This is a genomic window from Segetibacter sp., from assembly GCF_025963695.1.
Lineage (GTDB): Bacteria > Bacteroidota > Bacteroidia > Chitinophagales > Chitinophagaceae > Segetibacter.
The window spans coordinates 1-22,911 of record NZ_JAOQAH010000005.1 but is presented as its reverse complement, the minus strand read 5'-3'; the positions used below and the strand labels follow the sequence as shown (position 1 = coordinate 22,911).

Genomic DNA, 22,911 nt, shown 5'->3' with positions numbered 1-22,911 from the left:
AGCAGGTTTTTTAAGATTTTCGGGTGAAGTGTAACAAGCTTGCTGAAGAGTTGCTTCACCCGGACAATGCGCGGAAACGCCTGAATAAACCTTATAGTTAACCGTGCCGAAGAACTATTTAAAACTTCTGCTGATTTAAAGGGATAAATATTAGTTATTAGAAAGAACGTTTCGCTTTCCCAGGCATTAGCTTTTTAATTTCTTCAAATTTTGTAAGCTGAGCCTTTAGCTTTTCTGTTAATTCTACATATTTCTCCTTGTGTTGTATTGCCGGTTTCACATCGCCCGACTCTACAAAACTTGCTAACGATATAAGCTTTGTATCCAGCTTTACAGGATAATTGGTTAAGTCCTGGTTTGCTTTAGCCCGCACTTGTACCAGTTCATCTTCAATCCTCAACAGCTTTTGCCTTACTGCATCCACTGTTTTGTTATTCTGATTTGCACTATCAAGAACTAACCTCATTTTTCTTATGTCTTTTACAGCGTTTCTTAGTTCTGTAATTCTGTTTCCGAGGTCTACAAGTAAATCGTATTGCTCTTTATATTCAGCAGCTGTCATAGGTATCCTCGGATCTTTTACAACCTCAAATTCTTGTGTATAGGTACTATCGTCAACAGTTAAAAGAACTTTATATGTACCCGGGATAATCAAAGGGCCTCTTGCTGAGCCGTGTGTTACAATGCCCTCAATTGGTGCAGGATCAGGGTAACGCATGTCATCCCAAACAAAAGTATTACCTCCTGCTGTGGCTGTTAACACGAGTTCCTTTCTGGCACCTCTTCTTACAGGCATCCTCATTTCATTATCGGTGACGCTGTCTTTGTGGTTTGCTATTGTATCTGGCTTGCTTTTGTACGACTTTATTACTTTACCTGTTGCATCTATAAATTGAATTGAAACAGTACTTTTAGGTTTGTTTTTAAGGTAATATTGAACGGTAACACCGGTTGCAGGATTTTGACCCACATTTGTTGGACCAGCGCCTTCAAAACCAACAACTGACCTTCTTCCACCACCTCTAAAACGTACCGTAGGGCCCGGTTTAAACAGATGAACGGATGATTTTACTACCTCGGGCGTAATTTGATTAAGTGTACTAAGATTATCTAATACCCAAAATGAACGACCATGGGTAGCTATTGCCAGGCTGTTGTCCTGGATGGCTAAATCATGTATCGGCACTACAGGCAGATTTAACTGAAACGGCTGCCAGTTTTCGCCATCGTTAAAGGATATATACATACCCTTTTCAGTACCTGCATACAACAATCCTTTACGTTTATGATCTTCGCGTATTACCCTTGTAAACTCATCTTCCGCAATTCCGTTGGTGATCTTCTTCCAGGTCTTGCCATAATCGCTGGTTTTATATAAATAGGGATGAAAATCATCCTGCTTGTATCTTATTGCTGCTACATAAGCAGTAGCGGGATCGTGTGTTGAAGGATCTATAATACTCATACGTGAAAAAGGCGGAATACCTGCAGGCGAAACGTTTTTCCATGTTTTACCATTATCCTGAGAAAGGTGAATAACTCCATCATCAGAACCGCTCCATAAAACACCGGGCTTAACAGGAGATTCTGCAAAAGCGAATATTGTTCCATACCATTCAACCCCGGTATTGTCTCTTACTACAGGCCCCCAGTCGGGACCTATTTCAGGATTGTCTCTGGTAGGTGTTTTTTCGAGGGTACGGGGTTCGGAACGGGTTAGGTTAGGGCTGATAACCTGCCAACTGTTTCCATTATCCGTTGAACGGTGAACATAAGATGAAGTAGCATAGACAACATTACTGTTATGCGGAGACACTATAATAGGGAACGTCCATTGAAAACGGTACTTAATGTCGGCCGAACCATAACCATAATTATCTTCAGGAACTACAGAAACGTCGGAGCTCTGGTTTGTTTCCATATTAAGCTTGGTGATCCAGTGATGGTTCGCTGCAAAAATTAATTTAGGATTGTTTTTGTCAAAAGCAATATAACCCGACTCTCCTCCCCCTACTGAGTACAGATCATCAGGATAAATAGCACCATTATCTGACCGCATAGGAACCGAGATGGTGCTATTGTCCTGCTGAGATCCATATACGCGATAAGGGAATTTGTTGTCTGCTATTACATGATACATTTGTGCAGTAGGCTGGTTGTAAATAGAAGACCACGATTTGCCACCGTCATAAGTTACCGTTGCTCCACCATCATTTGCTTCAATCATTCTTTTCGTATCTGTAGGGTCTATCCACAACTGGTGATTATCTCCGTGTGGGGTAGCTACATAAGAGAATTTTTTGCCACCATCAGTTGACTTCCAGAAGCCAATATTCATTACCCAAAGCGTTGAACTATCTTTTGGATCAGCAGTAAGATGATGGTAATACCACGGGCGTTGGTGAACTTCAGCGAACTGACTTACCAATTGCCAGTTGGAACCGGAGTCGTCTGTACGGTAAATACCAGTTTGATTATTTTCAGCTTCTATAATTGCCCATACTCTTTCAGGTTTGACAGGCGATAGAGCAAGGCCTATCCTTCCCCTGTTTTTACCTGTAGGCAGGCCGGGGTTTAAAGTAATGTCTTTCCATGACTCTCCGCCGTTTGTAGTTTTATGGATTCCGGCGCCCGGGCCCGAACTTCGGACACCCCATTCGAAACGACGAAATTCGAAAGTAGATGTATATAAAACTTCAGGGTTTGACGGATCCATAGTAAGATCTATAGCACCAACGTCGGCACTTTTATATAAGATCTTTTTCCAATTTTTCCCGCCATCAGTTGTTTTATAAACTCCTCTGTCTTCGTTGGGACCAAATGCATGACCGATAGCTGCTAAGTAGACAATGTCGGGATTTGTTGGATGTATGATTAGCCTTCCTATATGATAAGTATTCTTTAGCCCAATATAGTTCCAGGTCTTTCCTCCATCCACCGATTTGTAAACACCATCACCATGGGAGGTATTTCCCCGTAGTGTATGTTCTCCCATGCCAACATATATGACATCAGGATTTGATTGTGCAACCGCTATTGCACCTACGGAACCCGTTTTGAAAAAACCATCAGAAACGTTTTTCCATGCCTCACCACCATCGGTTGTTTTCCAAACGCCTCCGCCGGTGGTACCCATGTAAAAAGTCGATTTGTCAATAGGGTGACCTGCCACCGCAACCGAACGCCCCCCACGATAAGGGCCTATCAACCGGTACCGCATAGACGATAGTAACGAAGTGTCAACTTTTGATACCTGCGCTGCAGTTTTTGCAACTGAACCTTGTGCCTGCGCGTTAAAAGAACCGGCACTGACAAAAATAACAGATATAGTTACAACTAGAATATTACATGCAGAGCGGCTATACCATGACCTCTTAATGGTGTTTATATTTTTATTCAAGTCCACATTCATCTTTTTAAATTTCATATTTCTAGGGTTGTTACTACAGAACAAAAGCTTGTTTGTTATTCTATTAATCTGAAGGTTACTACATTTCTATCCGAAAACAGTAATGTCAAGATTACGGATATAGCCTGCATCGAGTGGCGATACAATTATTATCTATAGGTTTTAGAGATTTTATTTGTAACCACTTTTCAACTACTGATTTCTAAATCTTACTCCTACCCTGCAATCTCCCGGCTCACCACGCGATTCATCACAAATATTATTAAAGAACGATACTATTTTACGACCATCTGCGAGGGTAACCATAAATTTGAACAGGATGTAATCGTTCACCTCTGCTGTGTTAAGATTAAAGCCTGTAATTGTAGCTAATTGGGCAGCGGTAAATGTATAAGTCTTTGGAAAGGTCGTAGCTGTTTCATAAAACTTATCAGTAGTTCTAACTATACTTGGTAAAGGATACTGAAAAATATTAGGATATTGATCGCCTGGAGTGCTTATTACAATTGGATAAGAGGGAGCACTTGCTTCCCTTTTATTAAAGCTTACATACACGTCTATTGCAGTTACTGTTTGTTTTCCAAAACCTTCCCAGTTCAACACAAACTCAAATTGCTGGTTGGCAAGATTTGGATCTTTTATATTGAAAAAAGATGTTTTAGCATTTGCTACGGTGGGTAATGCAGATTTAGCAGTATTTACTGTAATTATTGGAACTGCAGTATAAGTATAATCCTCCCATTCGTAAGCTTCTTTTTTGCAAGAACTCAGCGACAACATGAATAAAGAAGCCGCAATAAATAAATATTGTTTCATAATATGATTTTTGTCTTTTAGTAACTAATTCAAGTCTGTGCGATAAGAGATTTTATTTAAAAGGCTTATTTATCCCAGAAAACCGGTGTTAATTGTTGAGCAGTTTGTATTTCGCTTCCTTTTGCACTTACACTTGTGTTTGTAGTTAATTCTGACTGAGAGTAATAAAGTCTTAAAGGGAAAGAATTTAATGGTGATAACAATTGACGCAGCTCAGGAAGGCCGGTTCTTCTGTAATCATTGTACACTTCCATACCATTGCCAAAAAGCGCGATGTATTTTTGAGTCATTACCACCTCAAGCTTTTTAGCGTTGTCAGCAGCATCGTATTGTTGAGCTATTTTGTTTACAAAACCGGTTATTGTAGCTGCGGGTAAAGCAAGGCCCCCATTTGCAGCGGCAAACGAACTAATACTGTTAAGATTAGCAGCTACACCCGCTAAAAGATATTGTTTCGCGTCATCTCCTGTATTTAACGTTAAGGCGGCTTCAGCTCTTATAAAATTAACCATAGCAGTTGTAATTAACGGTATAATGCCTGCACCTGTACCGTCTGAAACGGTAACAGTCTTTGTAGTACCGGTAGCACCAGCGTTTGTTAAGAAAATATTGGTTGCCGGAAGATTATTAATTGGAGCATTATCATACAGCCCACCAGCCGGATAAACTCCATATGTAGTTCTTCTTGTTTGATCTGCAGGCCCTCCCGTAGGGTCACCAGGATTACGTCCGTAATAGCCATTACTATTGGCGGAGTTATTTAGACCTGCAGTAGCATTTTGCCTGAAGTTATAATAACGTAACCTGGGATCGTCATTATTGAACAACAAATCATTAAAAGACTGGCTTACATAAACCGTCTTTGCACCCTGGTATTCCGATCTATGCCATGGATGACGATTATTTGGGTTTTGCCCGGAACCGAACTTAAATGTATAATCAAGTATATTGTTATTGATAAGTGGTGCAGAAAGCAAAGCTTTAATACCGGTAGAGGCCTTAGCTGCATCTGTAAGCCTTATCTGGTTAAACAATTTCAGCTTTAATGAATTACCCATCCTTATCCACGAGTCTTTGCTGCCTCTGTAAATAACATCTGAGGTGGCAGGCACTATGGTAGTTGCTGTTGTTTTATTGGCGTCAGCTAAAGCTTCATCAATGAGCGGAAAAAGTTTGTTATAAATGCTCGCTCCATCTTCAAAAACAGGACTTCTGTTGCTGCCACCTAAACTAGCTTCAGAAAAAGGAACTGAACCCCACATGTCAACAATTAAGCTGTAGAGGTAAGCCTTTTGGAGCTTGGCAATAGCAACATAGCCAAACTGTGATTGTTTTGTGCCTTCGGTTATGATAGTTTCAAGGTCATTTAATGTTTGGCTGTAGAAACCATTCCATGAATCGTCAAAGCTTGTTCCTGTTTGTTGAAACCGGCTAAGGGCGCCTGAAAAAATTGTGTGCTGTATTATTGTAGCGGTACCACTGTTTACCTGATACATATTAGCTGCCATAGAAACTTCGGCAGAGGGTAGTAATAAACTAAGCTGAGCAGTTATAGGGTTGTTGGGATCTGCATTTATATCTACAAACTTGTTACATGCACTGCCAAAAAGCAGCACTCCCGATAATAACAATGAAACTTTTATTTTACTTAATACCATGTCGTTTACTGTTTTAATTTTAATTGAACCGATGTTAAAAGCTGAACCTTAAGTTTACACCAAACCTTCTTGTTGTTGGCACAGCCAGGTTATCGTAACCCTGCGAGTTGCCGACACCTAATGAACTTACTTCAGGATCGAAATTTGTGTATTTAGGAAAATTAGGAGCATTGTACCAAAGGTTTCTTCCACTTAAAGAGATAGAAGCTGAACCAAAAGGTGTATTCCTTAAAATGCCTTTAGGTAATTCATAAGCAAGAGAAATTTCACGAAGACGCAATACAGTTGCATCAAGCACTGAACCTTCATTCACCCCTCCTGGTCCCATTCCTCCTGAAAAGAAATGGTCCTCGTAACTCATTGCAATGTTGTTGGGAATTTTATTACCTCTGGCATCGAGTAATGGTTTTAATGTATTTATATCACCTAAAACACCTGGAGCAACTATTACAAACTCACGTTCTTCTGTATCTCTGGTAACACCCCGCGAAATCATGTTTCCTACTGTGCTTGAAAACAGATCACCACCCTGCTTCCAATCGAATTGAATATTTAATGAAAGACTTTTGTAACTAAAAGTATTGATAAGGCCTAGAATAAAGTCGGGGTTTGGATTGCCGATTGGTTGTAACGCACCCGAAGTAAGCGGCTTACCGGTGTTTGGATCAATAAGAACATTTCCTTCTTCGTCTCTGGCATAAGCGGTTCCTAATATTAAACCGTAAGGCCGACCTACCATGTGGATGCTGCTGGTACCATTTGCCCCTCCAAAGGTAAAATTTTGGTAACCACCTAAATCGTTAATGAGGTTTCTGTTGCGCGTAAAGTTTGCAGCTACATTCCAGCTAAAGCCTTGTCTGCTGCTTCTTATTGGCGATAAGGTAAGCCCTACTTCAATACCCTTGTTGGTGGCTTTACCAAGGTTAAGTATCTGGGTTGTAAAACCCGTAGAAGGAGCAGCACTTACCTGAAATATTTGTGAAGTACTCTCTTTACTATAGTAGGTTAAGTCTATTCCGATTCTGCCATTAAAAAAGTTTAACTCTGTACCCAGTTCAAGCTCTGTAATAAACTCGGGTTTCAGACTTGCATTTGCAAGCAAGTCGGCTTGTGTTACAATATTTGTGCTTGTACCACCCGCTGGTGTAAACGGTGTACCCATAGAACTAACTCCTGAAGAGTTGCCAAGCGCCATATTTATCGGGTAAACAACTTCTGTTTGATAAGGTGTCGCTTCGTTACCTACCTGCGTGTACCCCGCTCTTACTTTACCGGAAGTAAGGATATTTTTAGGTATACTTAAAACATTGGTAAAAATGAAAGAAGCATTTGCTCCACCATATAAATAGCTTCTGCTATCAGCAGGCAGCGTAGAAGAAACATCATTACGACCAACAAGATTGAGGGTTAGGTAATTTTTATACTCAAAGGTTAAATCAGTAAAGAAAGCATAAAATCTCTGCTGAAGAATGTTCCTGTTGTTTGATAACTGAACCGGAGTTATAGAACTTGTGTTGTTTATGCTATGGAGATTAGCTACAATTATATTATCGCCATAAAATACTTTTCGATTAGTTAACCGCTGGTTTATATTATTACCCGCGATAGCTCTAAATGACAGGTCATCATTAATAGATTTTGAAACTGTAGCAAGTAATGTATTATCCAACTCCTGCCTGTAAATATCATCACTGGTAATACTACCGTTAGGATAAGAGGAACTTCCTTTTCCTCTTACGCTCAACCTCCTATCGGTGTAGGCGTTAAATCCTGCTGTGTTTTGGATATTTAACCAGGGCAAAGGATCAAAACCTAAAACAAAGTTTCCGTAGTAACGATCAACATTACTTTTAGTGGGGCTGTACTTTGCCGACCAATAAGGGTTATCCAGACCTGTATAATCGTACACATTACTTCCGTCAATTGGACTTTCAAAAGGATTATTCGTCAAATCGAAACTGGTAGGCGTGTACATCAAAGCACTCATAATTGAACCTGTGCTACCACCAATTGGCGGAGATGTCTGGTTGGTAATAACGTAGTTAATAGAACCGCTTGCATAAAACTTATTCTCAAGTTTTATATTTCCACCAACATTAATAGATGTTCTGGTTATTTCATTTGATGGAACAACACCTTTGTTGCCGGTTCTTGATATACCCGCGGTAAAATTGCCCTTTTCGCTGCCTGATGAAATAGAAATTGCGTTTTCAAGTACACTTCCTGTTTGAAAGAAGTTTTTTACATTTTCAGTAGCGTACGACCTGTAAGGAATTTGAATAGGAGTAATACCATCAGCTTCGTAAAACTGAGGAAATACAGCAGAACTAAATTGCCTGGTTAACTGGTGAGGTATGGTCTGCCGTGTTGGAAGAATACTTTGTACTTCAGGAAAAGGTTGTCCCCAGGAAGCATAAACCCCGTGACGGTAATCGTTATTGGTTCCCTGCCCGTATTTAGTTTGGTATGCAGGCAAGCCAGAAACATTTTCAAAAGCATAGGAACTACTGTAGGTGATTTCTGTTCCTTTTCTACTTTGTCTTTTACCCGATTTTGTAGTAATAATAATAGCTCCGTTGGCCGCTCTTGAACCATATAATGCAGCAGCAGCAGCACCTTTTAGAACAGTCATACTTTGGATGTTATTAGGGTCTATATCAAAAGCACGATTGGTAACACCGGCACCTCCAACTGACGAAGAACCTGCATTTGCAAAGCTGGAGTTGTCAAACGGCACACCGTCAACTACAAAAAGTGGCTGGTTATTATTACCGAGTGATGAATTACCACGTATAGTAATATTGGTACCACCGCCAGCAACACCACCCGACCCTTGTATGTTTACACCGGCTACCTTTCCTGTTAAGGCACGTAGCGGGTCAGGCTCAGATTTCTGAGCAATCTGGTCAGCATTTACAGTACTTACCGAATAACCAAGTTTATTTTTATTTCTTCTGATACCCGCCGCTGTAACCACTACGTTCGCGAGTGTAGCAGAACTTTCGGCTAATTTCACATCCAACACCGGTGTGTTCGTTATCGGCACTTCCTGTAGCGTATAACCAATGTTTGAGAATACAAGAGATTTGGCGTTATCGTTAACTACAATTTTGTAGTTACCTTCTTTATCGGTAGCGGTACCTTTAGACATTCCTTTTACTACTATACTTACACCCGGCAAAGCCGCGTTGTCAGCAGTAGCAGTAACATGCCCTGTTATAACCCGTGATTGTGAAAAGCCAGCCAAAGAGAGTAAAAAAGAGATACCAAAAAGTAATAATTGCTTCATAGGGGAAATATTTAGCTTTTTCGAAAAAAATAGCCATTACCCTCCTAAAATCTACAGGAGGATCGCACGTGTTAATTAATATTATTGCTTAAAAAAATAGATGTTACTTACTGGATCCTGATAACTTGAACAACTTTCGGTAAGGCAAGCAAAATTGCAATTGGCAAATAATCGGTAGAAGAAAAACAAGAAGAAAAATACGTATGATTATATTTTATATCTGTTGCTGAAGTGATAAAACTAGTAACATTTTTTGAGGTGACCGAAATAAAAATTAGATATTTTTTATTTCTATGTAGCAAAAATGGTAAAATAAGGTAAGATAATAAGCTTAGGAGACCCATGCGGAGATTTATTACTGCTTCACCATCCCTAATAATTTTTTGATAGAGCATGGAAGGCAGTGGTAGTTATCGGTCCTATCTCTTCTTGTTATAAACTATTTTGATAGAGGCATTCTTTTTATTGTCGCATGAAATGAGAACATTATGCTTTTTTAGCCCCGAGGTAATAACGACCAAAGCCGTAGTAGGAGAAATTGTTCCCATACTTTCTGCAAACAGAACCATCTCGTATTCTATATGGGGCTGTAAATTAAAATGGAGGGTAAACGGTGAAAGAGAAAGGCTTTTATTTGAAACCGCTACCTGGTTATTAAAGAAAATAGTAACCGAGTCTCCATCAACGATCCCATTATCAAAAAAATCCACTTTTACGTCGGGACTATCCACTATTATTATCTGCGAAAACGCTGTTTCCCGAAAGTTCCTCGCAAAGGCAGAAGATGCCACTTTTTTTAAATAAATAAAGCCAGGGGGACACCCTACTATCGTTCCCATATCTTCTCCTACCCATTTCCCTTCCAAGGTTTCCACATTATTTCTCTTACTATAGGTAAGATCGTAGGTTTTGAGGCAGGGAGCGCAATCTTCAGGTATTTTTTCTGCAACTACTTTCGTCTCACTTATCATTATCCTACTCCTGCTACCATTATAAACACCGGAGAAGTTGAGTTTTACATACTGGGAAGTATCGTAGTAATCATATGAAAACCCATTAATCCCTCTATTATTTGCCTCAATTTGGAGTTCAATATAATATTCAGGAAAACAGCCCCCTGGCTCCTGGGTCAGTTTTCCTTGCCAGATTCCATTCAAGTCCTGCCCATTTGTAGAGCTAATTGTAAAAGATAGGATAAGAAAGAAAATGTACTTCATTTTAAAAGTGTTTAAAAACGATAACTAAGAACAGGAAACTTAAATGCCGCCACTCGTGTTGCAGCTTTTCTCCGTCTCGTTCGAATTGGTATACGAGGAGTGTACTGTATTTTTTTGAGCGACAATTACTGCAGCTTACAAACTTGTCGGTCAATATGTTGCTATAACACCAAATGTAAAAGTGTGTGACACAACAATGTTGAGGTAGGCACTTAAGCCAGCTACCAAAAGACATTACTATCCCCACGTTCTACCCTTCATTGCAGCTAGCACCCCTTCATTGACTCATGGTGCTGGCTTCTCCCTTTAGTTTCCAGTCAAAAAATGGCTACTCGCGTATCGATATATCTTTTCTGTTTTTTCTTTCAACCAGGTTATGTGCCTCGTTATTGCAATTCACCAACACGCGACCTTAAGCGACGCAAAACAGCTACACGACATTTTTCTTAGGAGGATCATGCTTTATAGGATTAAAACATATAAAAGAGAGCAGAACTTACGCAACAAGCTCTTTTATATTAATTACTTATTAAAGTAGATTTTGTACAATAGAGACATTTAAATTCATTTCGTCCTGGGGAAATAACCCTTCCGGCATGTTTTGCCAGCAGGTATTGCAACAACCTGTATCAAAGCAAAACATGATCAGGTATACCGGCTCTGGCCATGGATAACTTAAAACGTCTCAGGTCTGTAAAACTAAATCCGGATAGCAATGGTAGCACCGCCTAAAAGACCTTTGTTATTATCTGCCACTGTTCCTTTCAGCACCAGGCTTTGAGAAAAAGGTTGGCTCATAAAAAAAGCCAAAATAATAGTTAGAATAAGCTGTTTCATGTGTAGGGGTGTTAAGAATTGAAATATAAAGTCCTGTCACATGGCAAATAATCAAATGCAATCTTTCTTTAAGAGAAGCACTAAATTAAATAAGTAATTGAGTAAAAAATGACATTTCTTTTATTGTAATATTACGCGAGTGGGTGATATTCCTTTAAAAGAGCGGCTGAAACAGCGTTACGCTCAGCACCGTGAAACGGTTTATATACTCCCCAGTTCGTTCGCGTTGTTCCGCAACTCACCTCCTACTTAAGTATAACTATTGTTCTTAGAACCAATGGCTTGAACTACCCTCCGCCTCATTAGCAGGGGAACATCGTGGCCCAACGGCCACTATCTCCAGTGCTTGCCTTTTAGCCTTTGGGCTTTGTTTGATTTGCTATTTGCTCACCTAAAAAGTGCAACTTTGCCCTGCAATGCTATGACCATGGACAAAAACAATCTCAGGCACCTTTTTCCGACACTTGAAGAACCGCTATTTGCGGAAATGATGAAACATGGAACCATAAAAGAGGTAAAGGCAGGTGAAACCCTTCTTAAAGTAGGGCAAACCATCCGCTCTACCATGCTAATATTAGATGGCCTGGTGAAGCTATACAGGGAAGACGATGAAGGCAAAGAGTTCTTCATCTATCACCTCGATGCCGGCCAGGCTTGTTCACTTTCTATGATTTGTGCAGTAAAACACGAAACAAGCGAGGTGCTTGCAAAAGCACTTACTGATGCTACCGTGTTAGCCATCCCTTTAGAGTTCATGGACCAATGGATGAGCAAATACAAAAGCTGGTATCAGTTTGTGATAACCTCGTACCGCGAAAGGTTTGAAGAAACGCTCAGAACGATTGATGCAATTGCTTTTTCAAACATGGATGAACGCCTTGAAGATTATATAAAAAAACAAGTTGCACGCTTAGGCAACAACTTAAAAATGACACACCAGGATATCGCAACCGACCTCAACTCGTCTCGCGAAGTAATCAGCAGGCTGCTAAAAAAGATGGAGGCAAAGAATTGGCTTATCATTCATAGAAATTCCATTGAGTGGACGAAGATGTAATAAGAATTTCTGTGTGACTTATATCACTGCCGGTTCCGGTTAATGTAGTCACATTTGCATTATGGAAATAGCAGGATATATAGCATCTTTATTCATCGGTGTATCATTAGGCTTAATTGGTGGCGGCGGTTCAATTCTAACAATACCGGTTTTGGTTTACCTGTTTGCAATATCTCCCACCATTGCAATTTCCTATTCACTTTTTATTGTTGGCTTTACAAGCCTTGTAGGCGCTTACAACAACTATCGTAAAGGCTTGGTTAACTTCAAGACGGTTTTATTATTTGGCTCTTCCTCAATAACAAGTGTGTTCATTGCACGTAAGTTTATTATTCCGTTCCTACCCGATGTATTTTTTAAGATAGGGTCATTTAACGTAACACACTCCCTTTTCGTAATGGTTGTTTTTGCCATACTCATGGTGGCAGCATCCGTATCCATGATTAGAAACAAAAAGGCAGAAGCCGAAGCAGAGGCAAAGTCAAGCCCAATGATATTAGTTGTTTACGGTGTACTAATTGGACTGGTAACAGGTTTTTTAGGTGCAGGTGGGGGCTTCCTTTTAATACCTGCTTTAGTTATCTTAATGAAGCTGCCAATGAAAGAAGCAATAGGCACCTCTCTCCTAATAATTGCACTCAATTCACTCATAGGTTTTTTGGGCGATATCGGTCGTCATCCTATCGATTGGATGTTCATCAGCATTGTTTCTGTTATAGCCATTGCAGGCATCTTCATAGGTGGTTACTTCAATCAAAAAGTGAATGCCGGCAAGCTAAAGAAAGGCTTCGGCTGGTTTGTATTGGCAATGGGCATTTACATACTTGTTAAAGAAATTACCGGCAAGCTATAAGTGACTATTATCACACACCGCCTTCACACAATACAACACCTTTGCAACACTAAAAATCACTATTATGCCTGAAGCTATAACCAATGCTACAATCGTTGATGTAAGAACTCCAGGTGAATTTGCTGGTCACCACGTTCCAGGTGCAATCAACATTCCTTTAGATGAAGTAGCACAAAGAATAAATGAACTTAAAGAATTACCAAAGCCGGTTATCGCTTATTGCAGAAGCGGCAACAGAAGCGCAATGGCTGTAGCCATTCTAAAGCAACACGGAATAACCGAAGCAGTGAATGGCGGAGGCATAAATGATATGTTACAAGCAACAAAATAATTGACTAATGTTTGATTTTATAAAAAGCCTGTTTAAAGGCAATGGTGATGTAGCAAAGCTGGTAAAGGAAGGTGCAGTAATCGTTGATGTAAGAACCAAAGGAGAATACCAGGCAGGACACATAGAAGGCTCGAGAAACATTCCTCTTGACAACATTAAAAATGAGGCAGCAGTTGTAAAGAATTTAAACAAACCCGTAGTAACGGTTTGCAGAAGTGGCAACCGCAGTGGTATGGCAAAATCAATATTAGCTGCAGCCGGCATCAAAGCATACAACGGCCGAGCATGGACAAACTTAAAAAGACAAATCCAATAGTTATGAAAGCGATATTACAAGGATGGAATTTTATGCGGATACTCAGGTTAGGTTTAGGTATCGCCATACTGGTTCAGGGCATTATTGCAAAAGAGGCAATCACGATGGTTTTAGGTGCAGTATTCGCAGCAATGGCACTTGCAAAAATCGGTTGTTGTGCCACAAGCGGTTGTGCAATTAATAGCCGCTCAACTAACAACACACATAAAATTAATAATGAAGAACTGGATATTAAAAAATAAACTGTACTGGATTGGCGCAGCAGCAGGGGCTATACCGGCTTTCTTTATTGGAAGTACGTAGGCTGCTTAACAGGTACTTGCGCAATCACATCAAACCCTGTAAAAAGCACGGTTTACTTTGCCCTAATCGGTGCATTGGTGTTTGGTTTGTTTAAAAGCGAGCACAAAGAAAAACCAATTAATTAAAAACAATAAATAACTAATACATGCAGTGTGACAAAAGTCACCGACGGGCATTTTATTTAAACTGAAATTTGCACCACTATAAACAACAATTATGTTAGAGTTTTTTAGACAGCCCTGGTCCTGGTATGTTGCCGGCGCTATAATTGGTCTCATAGTTCCTGCTTTATTAATATTAGGCAATAAACATTTTGGTATATCAGCAAATCTTCGTCATGCCTGTGCAGCCTGTTTCCCTTCAAATATTCCTTTCTTTAAATACGATTGGAAGAAAGAAGCCTGGAACTTATTCTTTGTAGCCGGCATCCTGGTAGGCGGTTTTATTGCTGCTCAATATTTTTCAAATCCCAACCAAATACAGGTTAACCCTGCATTGGTAACAGAGCTAAAAGATTACGGCATCAATGATTATAGCAGCTTTCTGCCAGCCGAAATATTTAGCTGGGAGGGCCTGCTTACTTTAAGAGGATTTATTCTTTTAGTAGGTGGCGGTTTCTTAGTAGGCTTTGGAGCAAGATATGCCGGCGGTTGTACCAGTGGTCATGCTATAATGGGTTTAAGTGATTTGCAAGTGCCGTCACTTATAGCAACAATAAGTTTTATGGTAGGTGGCTTTATCATGGCAAACCTAATCCTTCCTTTCATTCTTCGATTATAATAGTGAATAGAGATTTTGTAACAAGCCAAAGCACTCCCTTCAACATCGTTGTGTCACTCACTTGTACCGCAAAACCATATTCAACTTTTAGCAAACAATAAAATAGTAAGACAAGCAATGGCAACTATAAAAGATTTACAATTTAGAGAACCCCCAAGTATCACCAATAAAAAGGATGCTGCAATTACTGATTTCGAGGTAAGGAGTTTAAACACAACGAGTGTGAATGATACAGTATTGCGGCATCCATGGTGGTATAATTTAAAATACCTGGCAGTAGGTTTGGTATTCGGCGTAGTATTCGTAAAAGCCGAAGTGATTTCATGGTTTAGAATACAGGAGATGTTCAGGCTGCAAAGCTTTCACATGTACGGTGTAATAGGTACGGCGGTAGTTACAGGTATGATTTCGGTTTGGCTTATCAAAAAGTTCAACGTAAAAACAATACATGGCCAACCAATACAGTTTCAACCTAAAAAGTTCAATAAAGGTCAAATCTTTGGAGGCATAACCTTTGGCTTAGGCTGGGCTATGACCGGAGCTTGCCCTGGTCCTTTATTCGCTCAAATAGGCACAGGGGTATTAGTTATAGGTGTCGTGTTATTAAGTGCAATTGCAGGCACCTGGGTGTACGGATATTTTAAGGAGCGATTGCCGCATTAGACTTACGGATGTGGGCGGTTTCTCATTAAAAAAGTTTAACCTGCCATCTTCTTCAACGAATTTAATTCCGGCCGGTTCGGGTTCACCAACCTGGTAATCTTTAGTAATTGCTTGTAATACAGCTTTGCGTCATCTTTATTACCACACTTTTCTGCTGCCACACATGCGCCATAAAGCCCGTTGAAACGATTGGGTGTTTTGCTTAAACTTGCTTTATAAGCCTTCAAGGCGTCGCATGGTTTATTCATTTGCATCAGCATGTCGCCCAATAATTCTCTTGCCGGAAGTACGTCGCCGGGCGTTACGGGGTGCTTGCCGGTTTTATCTTCTACATCCGCTGCGGTTTGCATCAGTTGTATGGCTTCTATATTTTTCCCTTCTTTAAAAAGTATCCAGGCTTCAGATGCTTTTACCTGCACCAATACTTTGTCTGCTTTAAACACTTCCTTTTGTTCTAACAGCCTTTTATGTATTCGACGTAGTTCATCCAGTTCGTTTCGGGCAGCAGGAAGGTTACCGGTATTTACACCACCCAGTACACGGGCAAAATGGGTGATTGCTTTTTCCCACGGGTAGTTTTGCCAGTCGAAGTTTGCCCGGTGAAACTGAAGGCCGGCTGCTTGTTGCCATAATTTATTTTCGAGCGCATAACGTGCAGGTATGGCCGAAAAAGCATAAGCAATTTTGAAATTAGCCGGATAAACTTCGTTAATAGTATGCAGGTAATCTACTTGCTGTTTTGCATGTGCATTGTCGCCATTTTGCAAATAGCTGTAAACGAGATAATCAAGGCCATGTAGTTCTTCATCCCAATGCCCCTTAATGCCTGCCGCTTCTACGTAACACTTAGCAGAAGAAACCGAGTTAAGGTTCGACTGAATACTTTCTTCCCAAAGCCCCATGCGGGTAAATATGTGTGAAGGCATGTGTAATGCATGAGCCGACGAAGGCGCAACAGATGCATACTTTCGTGCAGCGGGCAGCGCAAGTTCTGCAAGTTCGGGCGAATCAAACGTGTGAATAATATAATGCACTATTCCCGGATGATTGGGTGACTGTGCGTAAAGCGTGTTGAGTATTTTTCCGGCTTCTTTTTGTTTTGCGTATGTTTTATCGGCAGGGTCGGCTGCTGCCACCAGCGAGAGGGCATAAAAAATAGTAGCCTCGTTATCGTCTTTATTGGTGGTATGCAGGTCTTTCATTGCCTGTTCAAATTTCAGGCAGCGGGTTCGATGGTCTGTCTTTTCCCAATTGGTATAATAGGCTGCTATGGCATTTATATAGGCTTCTTCTCTTTTTGTCTTATTGCCAATAAGCTTTGCAATTTCAATCGCTTTGTTTCCTTTCTTTAATTCATCAACAGTTGCGGGGCTCCATAACGGGTGAAAATTAGACATAGCTACACCCCAGTAAGCCATCGCACATTCCGGGTCGCCATCAATAACTTTTGCAAACATTTTTTCGGCTTCTTCGTATTCGAATGAGTGAAGCAGTTTTACACCGGTATTAAAATCTTCTTTCGCTTTTCCATTGCAAGAGGTCATGAATTCGAGCGTGCCAAATTCTGTTTTTCCCGGGCTGCACACGATCATGTCGCCACGCTTCAGGTTTATTTCATCAATACTTTGTGTAGAAATTTTTGTTTTGTTGGAGTTGCAGGCAGACAAGCCGAGAGCGACCAAAAAAACAAACAGCGAATAACAAGATTTTGTTTTCATTTTGAAGCTTTTAAAGGTGACAGCGGATGGATGATAATAAGAGCGAGCTATGAAGTTACATAAATACACACGAGGTAGGAAGTACCCAGGGACGGATTAATGTGTTTTGTTGCATTACGAACAAAAAGTACAAGTGTGCGACGCAACAATGTTTAATAGTAGTAATGCTGCCCGGTACAAAAATGGTCCGCTTAAAATTTTACTTTGTGTGACAACAGTCACTGTACGGGTAGTTGCGATGATGGAAATTTGCAGTATAAAATAAAGAACGATGCAGATAAAACAATGGGAAGACAAAAATTTAGCTCAATTCAGTTATGCTGTTTTAAGCGATTGTGAAAAGAAGGTTGTACTAATTGACCCATCCCGTAACCCCCAACAATACCTTGATTATGCAAAGGAGCACAATGCAACCATCACAGGCATTATAGAAACTCATCCTCATGCCGATTTTATAAGCAGCCACGTAGAACTTAGCAGCCTTACAGGTGCAACAATATATACCAGCAGCCTTGTAGGTGCAGGCTATACACATACTGTTTTAGATGAAGGAAATACAATAGAGTTAGGAAAAATAAGGTTAACGGCTTTACATACGCCCGGTCACTCACCCGATAGTATTTCCATTCTGTTAGAGCACGATGGAAAGCAGAAAGCAGTTTTTTCGGGCGACACACTTTTTATAGGTGACTGCGGAAGACCTGATTTAAGAGAAGGTGCAGGAAACCTAAGAGGTACAAGGCTTGAGCTTGCTAAAAGTATGTACCATACTTTAAGAGATAAGTTTATTCCGCTTAATGATGATGTTACACTTTACCCGGCGCATGGTGCAGGTACTTTATGTGGTAAAGGTTTAAGCAAAGCCAACAGCAGCACAATGGGTCAGGAAAAGCAAACGAACTGGTCGCTGCAGGCAATGACAGAAGAAGCGTTTATAAAGGCTTTGTTAAGCGACCAACCCTTTGTTCCTGCTTACTTTTCTTATGATGTTGAGCTGAACAGAAAGGGAGCAGCACCATTTAAAGAAAGCGTTGAAGCAGTTGTAATTGGAAGCCCGGTAGAAAACCAAAGCGATGCAGACACTTTAGAACAAGACCTTGTGGTTGTTGATGCAAGAAAAGAAAAGGAATATAAGAAAGGTCACCTGCCAAACTCGATAAACCTGATGGAAGGTGCAAAATTTGAAACATGGTTAGGCAGTATTATTAAACCAGGAGAACAGTTTTATTTAGCAGGCGAAAGCAAAGACCAGTTGCAGAGGCTGGTTGAACGTGCAGCAGCTATAGGCTACGAACCACAAATTAAAGAAGCCTTTGTATTGGAATATGCAGCACAGTCACAGCCGGTAATTGATATGGAGGCTTTCAAAGAAAACCCGGACCATTACACAATTGTTGATGTAAGAAACGGCTCGGAAGTAAAGGAAGGCAAGCCTTTTAAAAACAGTTTATCAATACCGTTACCTGAAGTGAGAAACAGGGTAAATGAAATACCGACAGACAAGCCAATTGTTGTACACTGTGCAGGTGGTTACCGCAGTGCAGCAGGTAGTTCTATTATACAATCGGCACTTGATGGTAAAGTAAAGGTGTTTGATTTGAGTGATGGCATTAACCAATTTTAATAAATGGTAATTTTAAATAAATTTATTTGATGCAACCACACAAAAAAGACCATTGGGAGACCATCTATTCAGTTGCTTTAGTTGAGCAAGGTTGTGTTGAAAATCCAAGGGGGCACTACCCTTACCGATCATGGCTTTTCAGGCTTCCAGCGTTTTAGTATAAATAACATTACCGCGACCTGTTTTTTGCAAAAATCTGGAAGAACATGCTTGGCTGGTGCCTTATTTACGACTCCAACATTCCTTCAGAAAGAGATTATACTTTTGTTGTATTAATCATTAAATTTTATAAAAATGAAAAATGTAACGCTTGCCCTTTTTGCCCTAATGGCGGGTACTTTCTCCTACGCTCAAAAAGCAAAACAGGCTGAAGTACCAGCCGCAGTTAAACAGGCCTTTGTGAAAAAGTTTACGCAGGCCAAAGAAGTGAAGTGGGAGAAGGAGGACGACAAGTTTGAAGTAAACTTCGAACAAAACAATAAGGAAATGAGTGCCGTTTTTACATCTTCTGGTGTGCTTGAAGAAACGGAGGTAGAAATTAAATCAACGGAATTACCTTCAACAATTACAACTTATATCTCTAAAAACTACAGCGGGGCAAAGGTGAAGGAAGTGGCAAAAATAACAAAGGCAAATGGGGAAGTAAATTACGAAGCTGAAGTAAAAGGACAAGACCTAATTTTTGACGCGAATGGCAGCTTCCTTAAATCGATAAAAGAATAGAACAATCGAACCTAAATAAGTACCAGACTGCGTTCTAAATTAATGCAGTCTTTTTTTAGTCTTACCCGTTGAACTTTTCGGATACACTAACAAATAATTTCATGAAAATACTTGTCGTTGAAGATGAAAAAGAATTAAGTAAGAGTATTGTTACCTACCTGAAAGAAATAAATTATGTATGCGAAGTAGCAATAGATTTTGATACCGCTATGAGCAAGATTCAGTTATACGATTATGATTGCATCCTATTGGATATTACACTTCCTGATGGAAGCGGATTAGATATAATAAGATACCTGAAGGCAAAGAATAAAATGGAAGGGGTCCTGATTATTTCTGCTAAAAATTCTGTTGACGACCGCATAGAAGGTCTGCAGTTAGGCGCAGACGACTACCTGCCAAAACCCTTCCATCTTCCTGAACTTAGTGCAAGAGTTGAAGCAATCATTCGCAGAAAGAATTTTGGCGGAAATACAGTTATTTGCTTCAATGAAATAAGCATCGATACTATAGCTAAAGTTGCTTATTTCAGCGACAGCCCTTTAGAATTAACGAAAAAAGAATACCAGTTGTTATTGTACTTAATCGCCAATAAAGAAAGAGTTATATCAAAAAATGCAATAGCAGAACATCTGTGGGGCGATGAAATGGATATGGCGAATAACTACGACTTCATATATACACACATAAAAAACTTACGCAAGAAGTTAATGGAAAAAGGAACTGCTGATTATTTAAGGTCCGTTTATGGTATGGGTTATAAATTTACGGACCGATGAAGTTGTTAAGCAAATACAGCAGAGTACATATTATTACAGCCTGTACCATTTTATTAATAAGCAGTTTCGCTTATTATTTCATAATTCGTACTATTTTATTAAAACAAATTGACAAGGACCTAAAAGTTGAGGAGCAGGAAATATTGGATTATGTAGTAGCAAATAAAATCTTACCTCATGCCTCAGATTACAAGCATCAGCAAATACGTTTTCAGAAAATTAAGAGTTCTGTTGCCTTTAGAAGCACGGTAAACACAATGGAATATGATGCAAAATTAAAAGAATACGAACCGTACAGACGTCTTTCTTTTCCTGTAAGAATTAACAACGAAACTTATGAAGCATCTGTTTATAAGTCGCAGGTTGAAACGGAGGACTTGCTTCAATTAATAATGCTTATTACAGCGGTTTTATTCATTGTACTATTATCATTAATTTTTATCATAAACCGGTTTGTCTTAGGCAAGTTGTGGCAACCATTTTTCAATACTTTGTTACAACTAAAGAAGTTTGACTTGCAAAGTATGCAGCCTCTAATACTTACTAAAAGTTCAATTGAAGAGTTTGAAGAATTGAACCGTTCAGTAACTCAAATGACAGATAAGGTAAGAAAGGAATTTGAGATATTGAAAACGTTTACTGATAACGCTTCTCATGAAATGCAAACACCTCTAGCAATCATCAGGTCAAAACTAGATTTATTAATTCAAAGTTCTTTCGAAACACAGGTAGAACAATTACAGGCAATATATAATGCTACAGGAAGACTTACCAAATTAAATCAGACCCTCCTGCTGCTTGCCAAAATTGACAATAATCAATATCAAAAACCGGAAGTTGTAAGTCTAAAAACACTTTTAGAAAGTAAGTTTCAACAGTTTGACGAATTAATAAAAGGAAAACACCTCACTTTAAAATATGATTTGCAAGAGGTATGTATTTCAATAAATAAAGACCTTGTAGAACTTCTTTTAAACAACCTGTTAAGTAACGCTATAAAGCATAATTATCAAAGGGGTTCAATTGAATGCATTTTAACTGCAGAAAAATTTCTAATAGCCAATCCAGGGCCAGCCCTATCTTTTGATAGTGCAAATATTTTTGACCGTTTTAAGAAAGGTAGCAATTCAGATGGAAGTGGTTTAGGACTTGCGGTTGTTAAACAAATTTGCGATGCAAGTAATTTACCTGTTAGCTATTTCTTGCTTAATGACAAACACGTTTTTCAGATTTCCCTAGCAGGAAAAATTCGGTAATGCTTCAGCTATTGCAACCTCTAGAAAGGCTAATTGCACTTTAACTTATGAAAAATGAGTAATTAGTTCGCAAGGTCGATTAGTAAGCTAAGCAAATGTATGAGTAACGATAGCCGGGCGTTAGAAGGTATACAAGCATATATAGAAGAAGACCTAACACAAATTGATGGTTTTCGGTAACACAACTTACCCTCATGCAAGCTTGTGGTTACGGGAATTCTTATAAAGAACATAGGGTAATTGCAACAATTAACACGGTCTTTCACTAGCAATTCTGCTGCTGGCTTTTCTGCTTTCGGGTATATTTTTTATGTATTTGAGCACTGTTAAATCTACATCCGCGCGTTCTGTCTTTCGAACAAGAGGCAGGTTCTGAATTACGTTTACGCACTTTATTTTTAGCCTCCTGCTTTGTATACTTCCCTAATATTCCATGATAAGCGGCGTTCCCGTTACACCTTTCGGTTGTGCATTTATATCTTTTGCAATCGCATCTAGGTTTCTGCCTTTTGTATTACAGGTTACATCTATTGTTCTGGATGATTGTTCTCTCGTTATTTCAATTGGTGTTGGTAACAATTTTTATCTTAAATCTCCACTTCACTCTTTACTCCTACTACCCTTCTGCCCTGAACTCGAAATTAATAACACTTCGGTTGGTTATATAAGCGTACTAACTCTTGTATTTACCCCGACAAATGGCAACGCCATGGTTAGAGCGATAAAAGATGAAGCTTGTTATTTTGTAACCTTTTATTTAAACAGGCTGAAAAGAAACAATTTTGAATAAGAAGCTACTCTTGGTTCTAGAACACGAACTATAGTAAGTGTTTCTTTAATTGTTCGACCACGTATTCTACATGAGGTTCTCTAAAAATATCGTTACCAAGGCGGCAGTGACCAGGTACATTGTAGGTTTTAATTTGTCCCTTAACCAAATCGCGCCACCCTACATATGGATCTTTATATAAATGGGGCGACCGGAATATTACAACATCTCCTTTGTAAGTAGTGGGACGGTATTGAACCTGTGCTTCCCCCATTGCTTTAAAAACGGCCTGCTTTATTAATACCTCCGGCATTCGCTGTCCGGTACTTTTATAACAGGCAGTGGCAATAGCATAAATGCTGTCAATAAAGCCGATCCTGATTGCGGAAGACCAAAATTTATTATTCAGTTTTTTTAAAGGGTAGAGCAATTTTTCTTTTGTGTTTAAACTTTCGAACTCTTTTTTATAAGAGCCCAGCCGGCCCATTGCTTTTTTAATCCCTTCTCGTATCG

The 22,911-nt window shown here is 39.6% G+C and carries 20 protein-coding genes; 11 read left to right on the top strand and 9 right to left on the bottom strand.

Annotated elements, in window-relative coordinates; genetic code table 11:
* Positions 1-157: 157 nt before the first annotated feature.
* From JWR87_RS00325 to JWR87_RS00300, 6 genes are all read right to left on the bottom strand, one after another.
* The gene (locus tag JWR87_RS00325) at positions 158-3,427 is read right to left on the bottom strand and encodes a hypothetical protein (RefSeq protein ID WP_297814479.1); all 3,270 of its coding nucleotides are present in this window, start codon (positions 3,425-3,427) and stop codon (positions 158-160) included.
* Positions 3,428-3,601: 174 nt separating this feature from the next.
* Positions 3,602-4,225, bottom strand: coding sequence for a hypothetical protein (locus JWR87_RS00320; RefSeq protein ID WP_297814477.1), 624 nt, complete (start codon positions 4,223-4,225; stop codon positions 3,602-3,604).
* Between the two features lie 65 nt (positions 4,226-4,290).
* On the bottom strand, positions 4,291-5,883 hold the full coding sequence (locus JWR87_RS00315) for a SusD/RagB family nutrient-binding outer membrane lipoprotein (protein WP_297814475.1): 1,593 nt from the start codon (positions 5,881-5,883) through the stop codon (positions 4,291-4,293).
* A gap of 34 nt (positions 5,884-5,917) precedes the next feature.
* The gene (locus tag JWR87_RS00310) at positions 5,918-9,172 is read right to left on the bottom strand and encodes a SusC/RagA family TonB-linked outer membrane protein (RefSeq protein ID WP_297814473.1); all 3,255 of its coding nucleotides are present in this window, start codon (positions 9,170-9,172) and stop codon (positions 5,918-5,920) included.
* Positions 9,173-9,591: 419 nt separating this feature from the next.
* The gene (locus JWR87_RS00305; protein ID WP_297814471.1) at positions 9,592-10,389 is read right to left on the bottom strand and encodes a hypothetical protein; all 798 of its coding nucleotides are present in this window, start codon (positions 10,387-10,389) and stop codon (positions 9,592-9,594) included.
* 699 nt (positions 10,390-11,088) lie between these two features.
* Entirely contained in the window at positions 11,089-11,226 is a 138-nt protein-coding gene (locus JWR87_RS00300; protein WP_297814469.1) for a hypothetical protein, read from the bottom strand.
* A gap of 427 nt (positions 11,227-11,653) precedes the next feature.
* On the opposite strand from JWR87_RS00300, the gene JWR87_RS00295 reads away from it, so the two are divergent.
* From JWR87_RS00295 to JWR87_RS00265, 7 genes are all read left to right on the top strand, one after another.
* Positions 11,654-12,283: a Crp/Fnr family transcriptional regulator gene (locus JWR87_RS00295; protein WP_297814467.1), complete on the top strand. Its 630-nt coding sequence runs from the start codon at positions 11,654-11,656 to the stop codon at positions 12,281-12,283.
* 61 nt (positions 12,284-12,344) lie between these two features.
* Positions 12,345-13,136: a sulfite exporter TauE/SafE family protein gene (locus tag JWR87_RS00290; RefSeq protein WP_297814466.1), complete on the top strand. Its 792-nt coding sequence runs from the start codon at positions 12,345-12,347 to the stop codon at positions 13,134-13,136.
* Between the two features lie 64 nt (positions 13,137-13,200).
* The gene (locus JWR87_RS00285; RefSeq protein WP_297814465.1) at positions 13,201-13,467 is read left to right on the top strand and encodes a rhodanese-like domain-containing protein; all 267 of its coding nucleotides are present in this window, start codon (positions 13,201-13,203) and stop codon (positions 13,465-13,467) included.
* Positions 13,468-13,474: 7 nt separating this feature from the next.
* Complete coding sequence (locus JWR87_RS00280) at positions 13,475-13,783, top strand: rhodanese-like domain-containing protein (RefSeq protein WP_297814463.1); 309 nt, start codon at positions 13,475-13,477, stop codon at positions 13,781-13,783.
* Between the two features lie 2 nt (positions 13,784-13,785).
* Positions 13,786-14,025 (top strand): hypothetical protein, encoded by a 240-nt coding sequence (locus tag JWR87_RS00275; RefSeq protein WP_297814462.1) that lies wholly within the window; start codon positions 13,786-13,788, stop codon positions 14,023-14,025.
* Positions 14,026-14,302: 277 nt separating this feature from the next.
* Entirely contained in the window at positions 14,303-14,866 is a 564-nt protein-coding gene (locus tag JWR87_RS00270; RefSeq protein ID WP_297814460.1) for a YeeE/YedE thiosulfate transporter family protein, read from the top strand.
* 117 nt (positions 14,867-14,983) lie between these two features.
* Positions 14,984-15,529, top strand: a complete 546-nt coding sequence (locus JWR87_RS00265) for a DUF6691 family protein (RefSeq protein ID WP_297814458.1) — start codon at positions 14,984-14,986, stop codon at positions 15,527-15,529.
* 35 nt (positions 15,530-15,564) lie between these two features.
* Here the strand turns inward: JWR87_RS00265 and JWR87_RS00260 are convergent, their stop codons facing one another.
* Entirely contained in the window at positions 15,565-17,247 is a 1,683-nt protein-coding gene (locus JWR87_RS00260; protein WP_297814456.1) for a hypothetical protein, read from the bottom strand.
* 271 nt (positions 17,248-17,518) lie between these two features.
* On the opposite strand from JWR87_RS00260, the gene JWR87_RS00255 reads away from it, so the two are divergent.
* The 4 genes from JWR87_RS00255 to JWR87_RS00240 all read left to right on the top strand — a co-directional run bounded on the left by JWR87_RS00255 (position 17,519) and on the right by JWR87_RS00240 (position 21,629).
* The gene (locus tag JWR87_RS00255; RefSeq protein ID WP_297814454.1) at positions 17,519-18,871 is read left to right on the top strand and encodes an MBL fold metallo-hydrolase; all 1,353 of its coding nucleotides are present in this window, start codon (positions 17,519-17,521) and stop codon (positions 18,869-18,871) included.
* Between the two features lie 294 nt (positions 18,872-19,165).
* Positions 19,166-19,594: a PepSY-like domain-containing protein gene (locus JWR87_RS00250; protein WP_297814453.1), complete on the top strand. Its 429-nt coding sequence runs from the start codon at positions 19,166-19,168 to the stop codon at positions 19,592-19,594.
* Positions 19,595-19,695: 101 nt separating this feature from the next.
* A complete protein-coding gene (locus JWR87_RS00245) occupies positions 19,696-20,373 on the top strand; it encodes a response regulator transcription factor (RefSeq protein ID WP_297814451.1) in 678 nt (225 codons plus the stop codon).
* A complete protein-coding gene (locus JWR87_RS00240; protein ID WP_297814449.1) occupies positions 20,370-21,629 on the top strand; it encodes a HAMP domain-containing sensor histidine kinase in 1,260 nt (419 codons plus the stop codon). Before JWR87_RS00245 ends, JWR87_RS00240 begins: the two co-directional genes overlap by 4 nt.
* Positions 21,630-22,052: 423 nt before the next feature.
* Here JWR87_RS00240 and JWR87_RS00235 read toward each other — a convergent pair whose 3' ends face one another.
* Positions 22,053-22,208, bottom strand: a complete 156-nt coding sequence (locus tag JWR87_RS00235; protein ID WP_297814448.1) for a hypothetical protein — start codon at positions 22,206-22,208, stop codon at positions 22,053-22,055.
* A gap of 239 nt (positions 22,209-22,447) precedes the next feature.
* Positions 22,448-22,911: hypothetical protein (locus JWR87_RS00230; RefSeq protein WP_297814447.1), on the bottom strand; the 464-nt coding region annotated here is incomplete at its 5' end.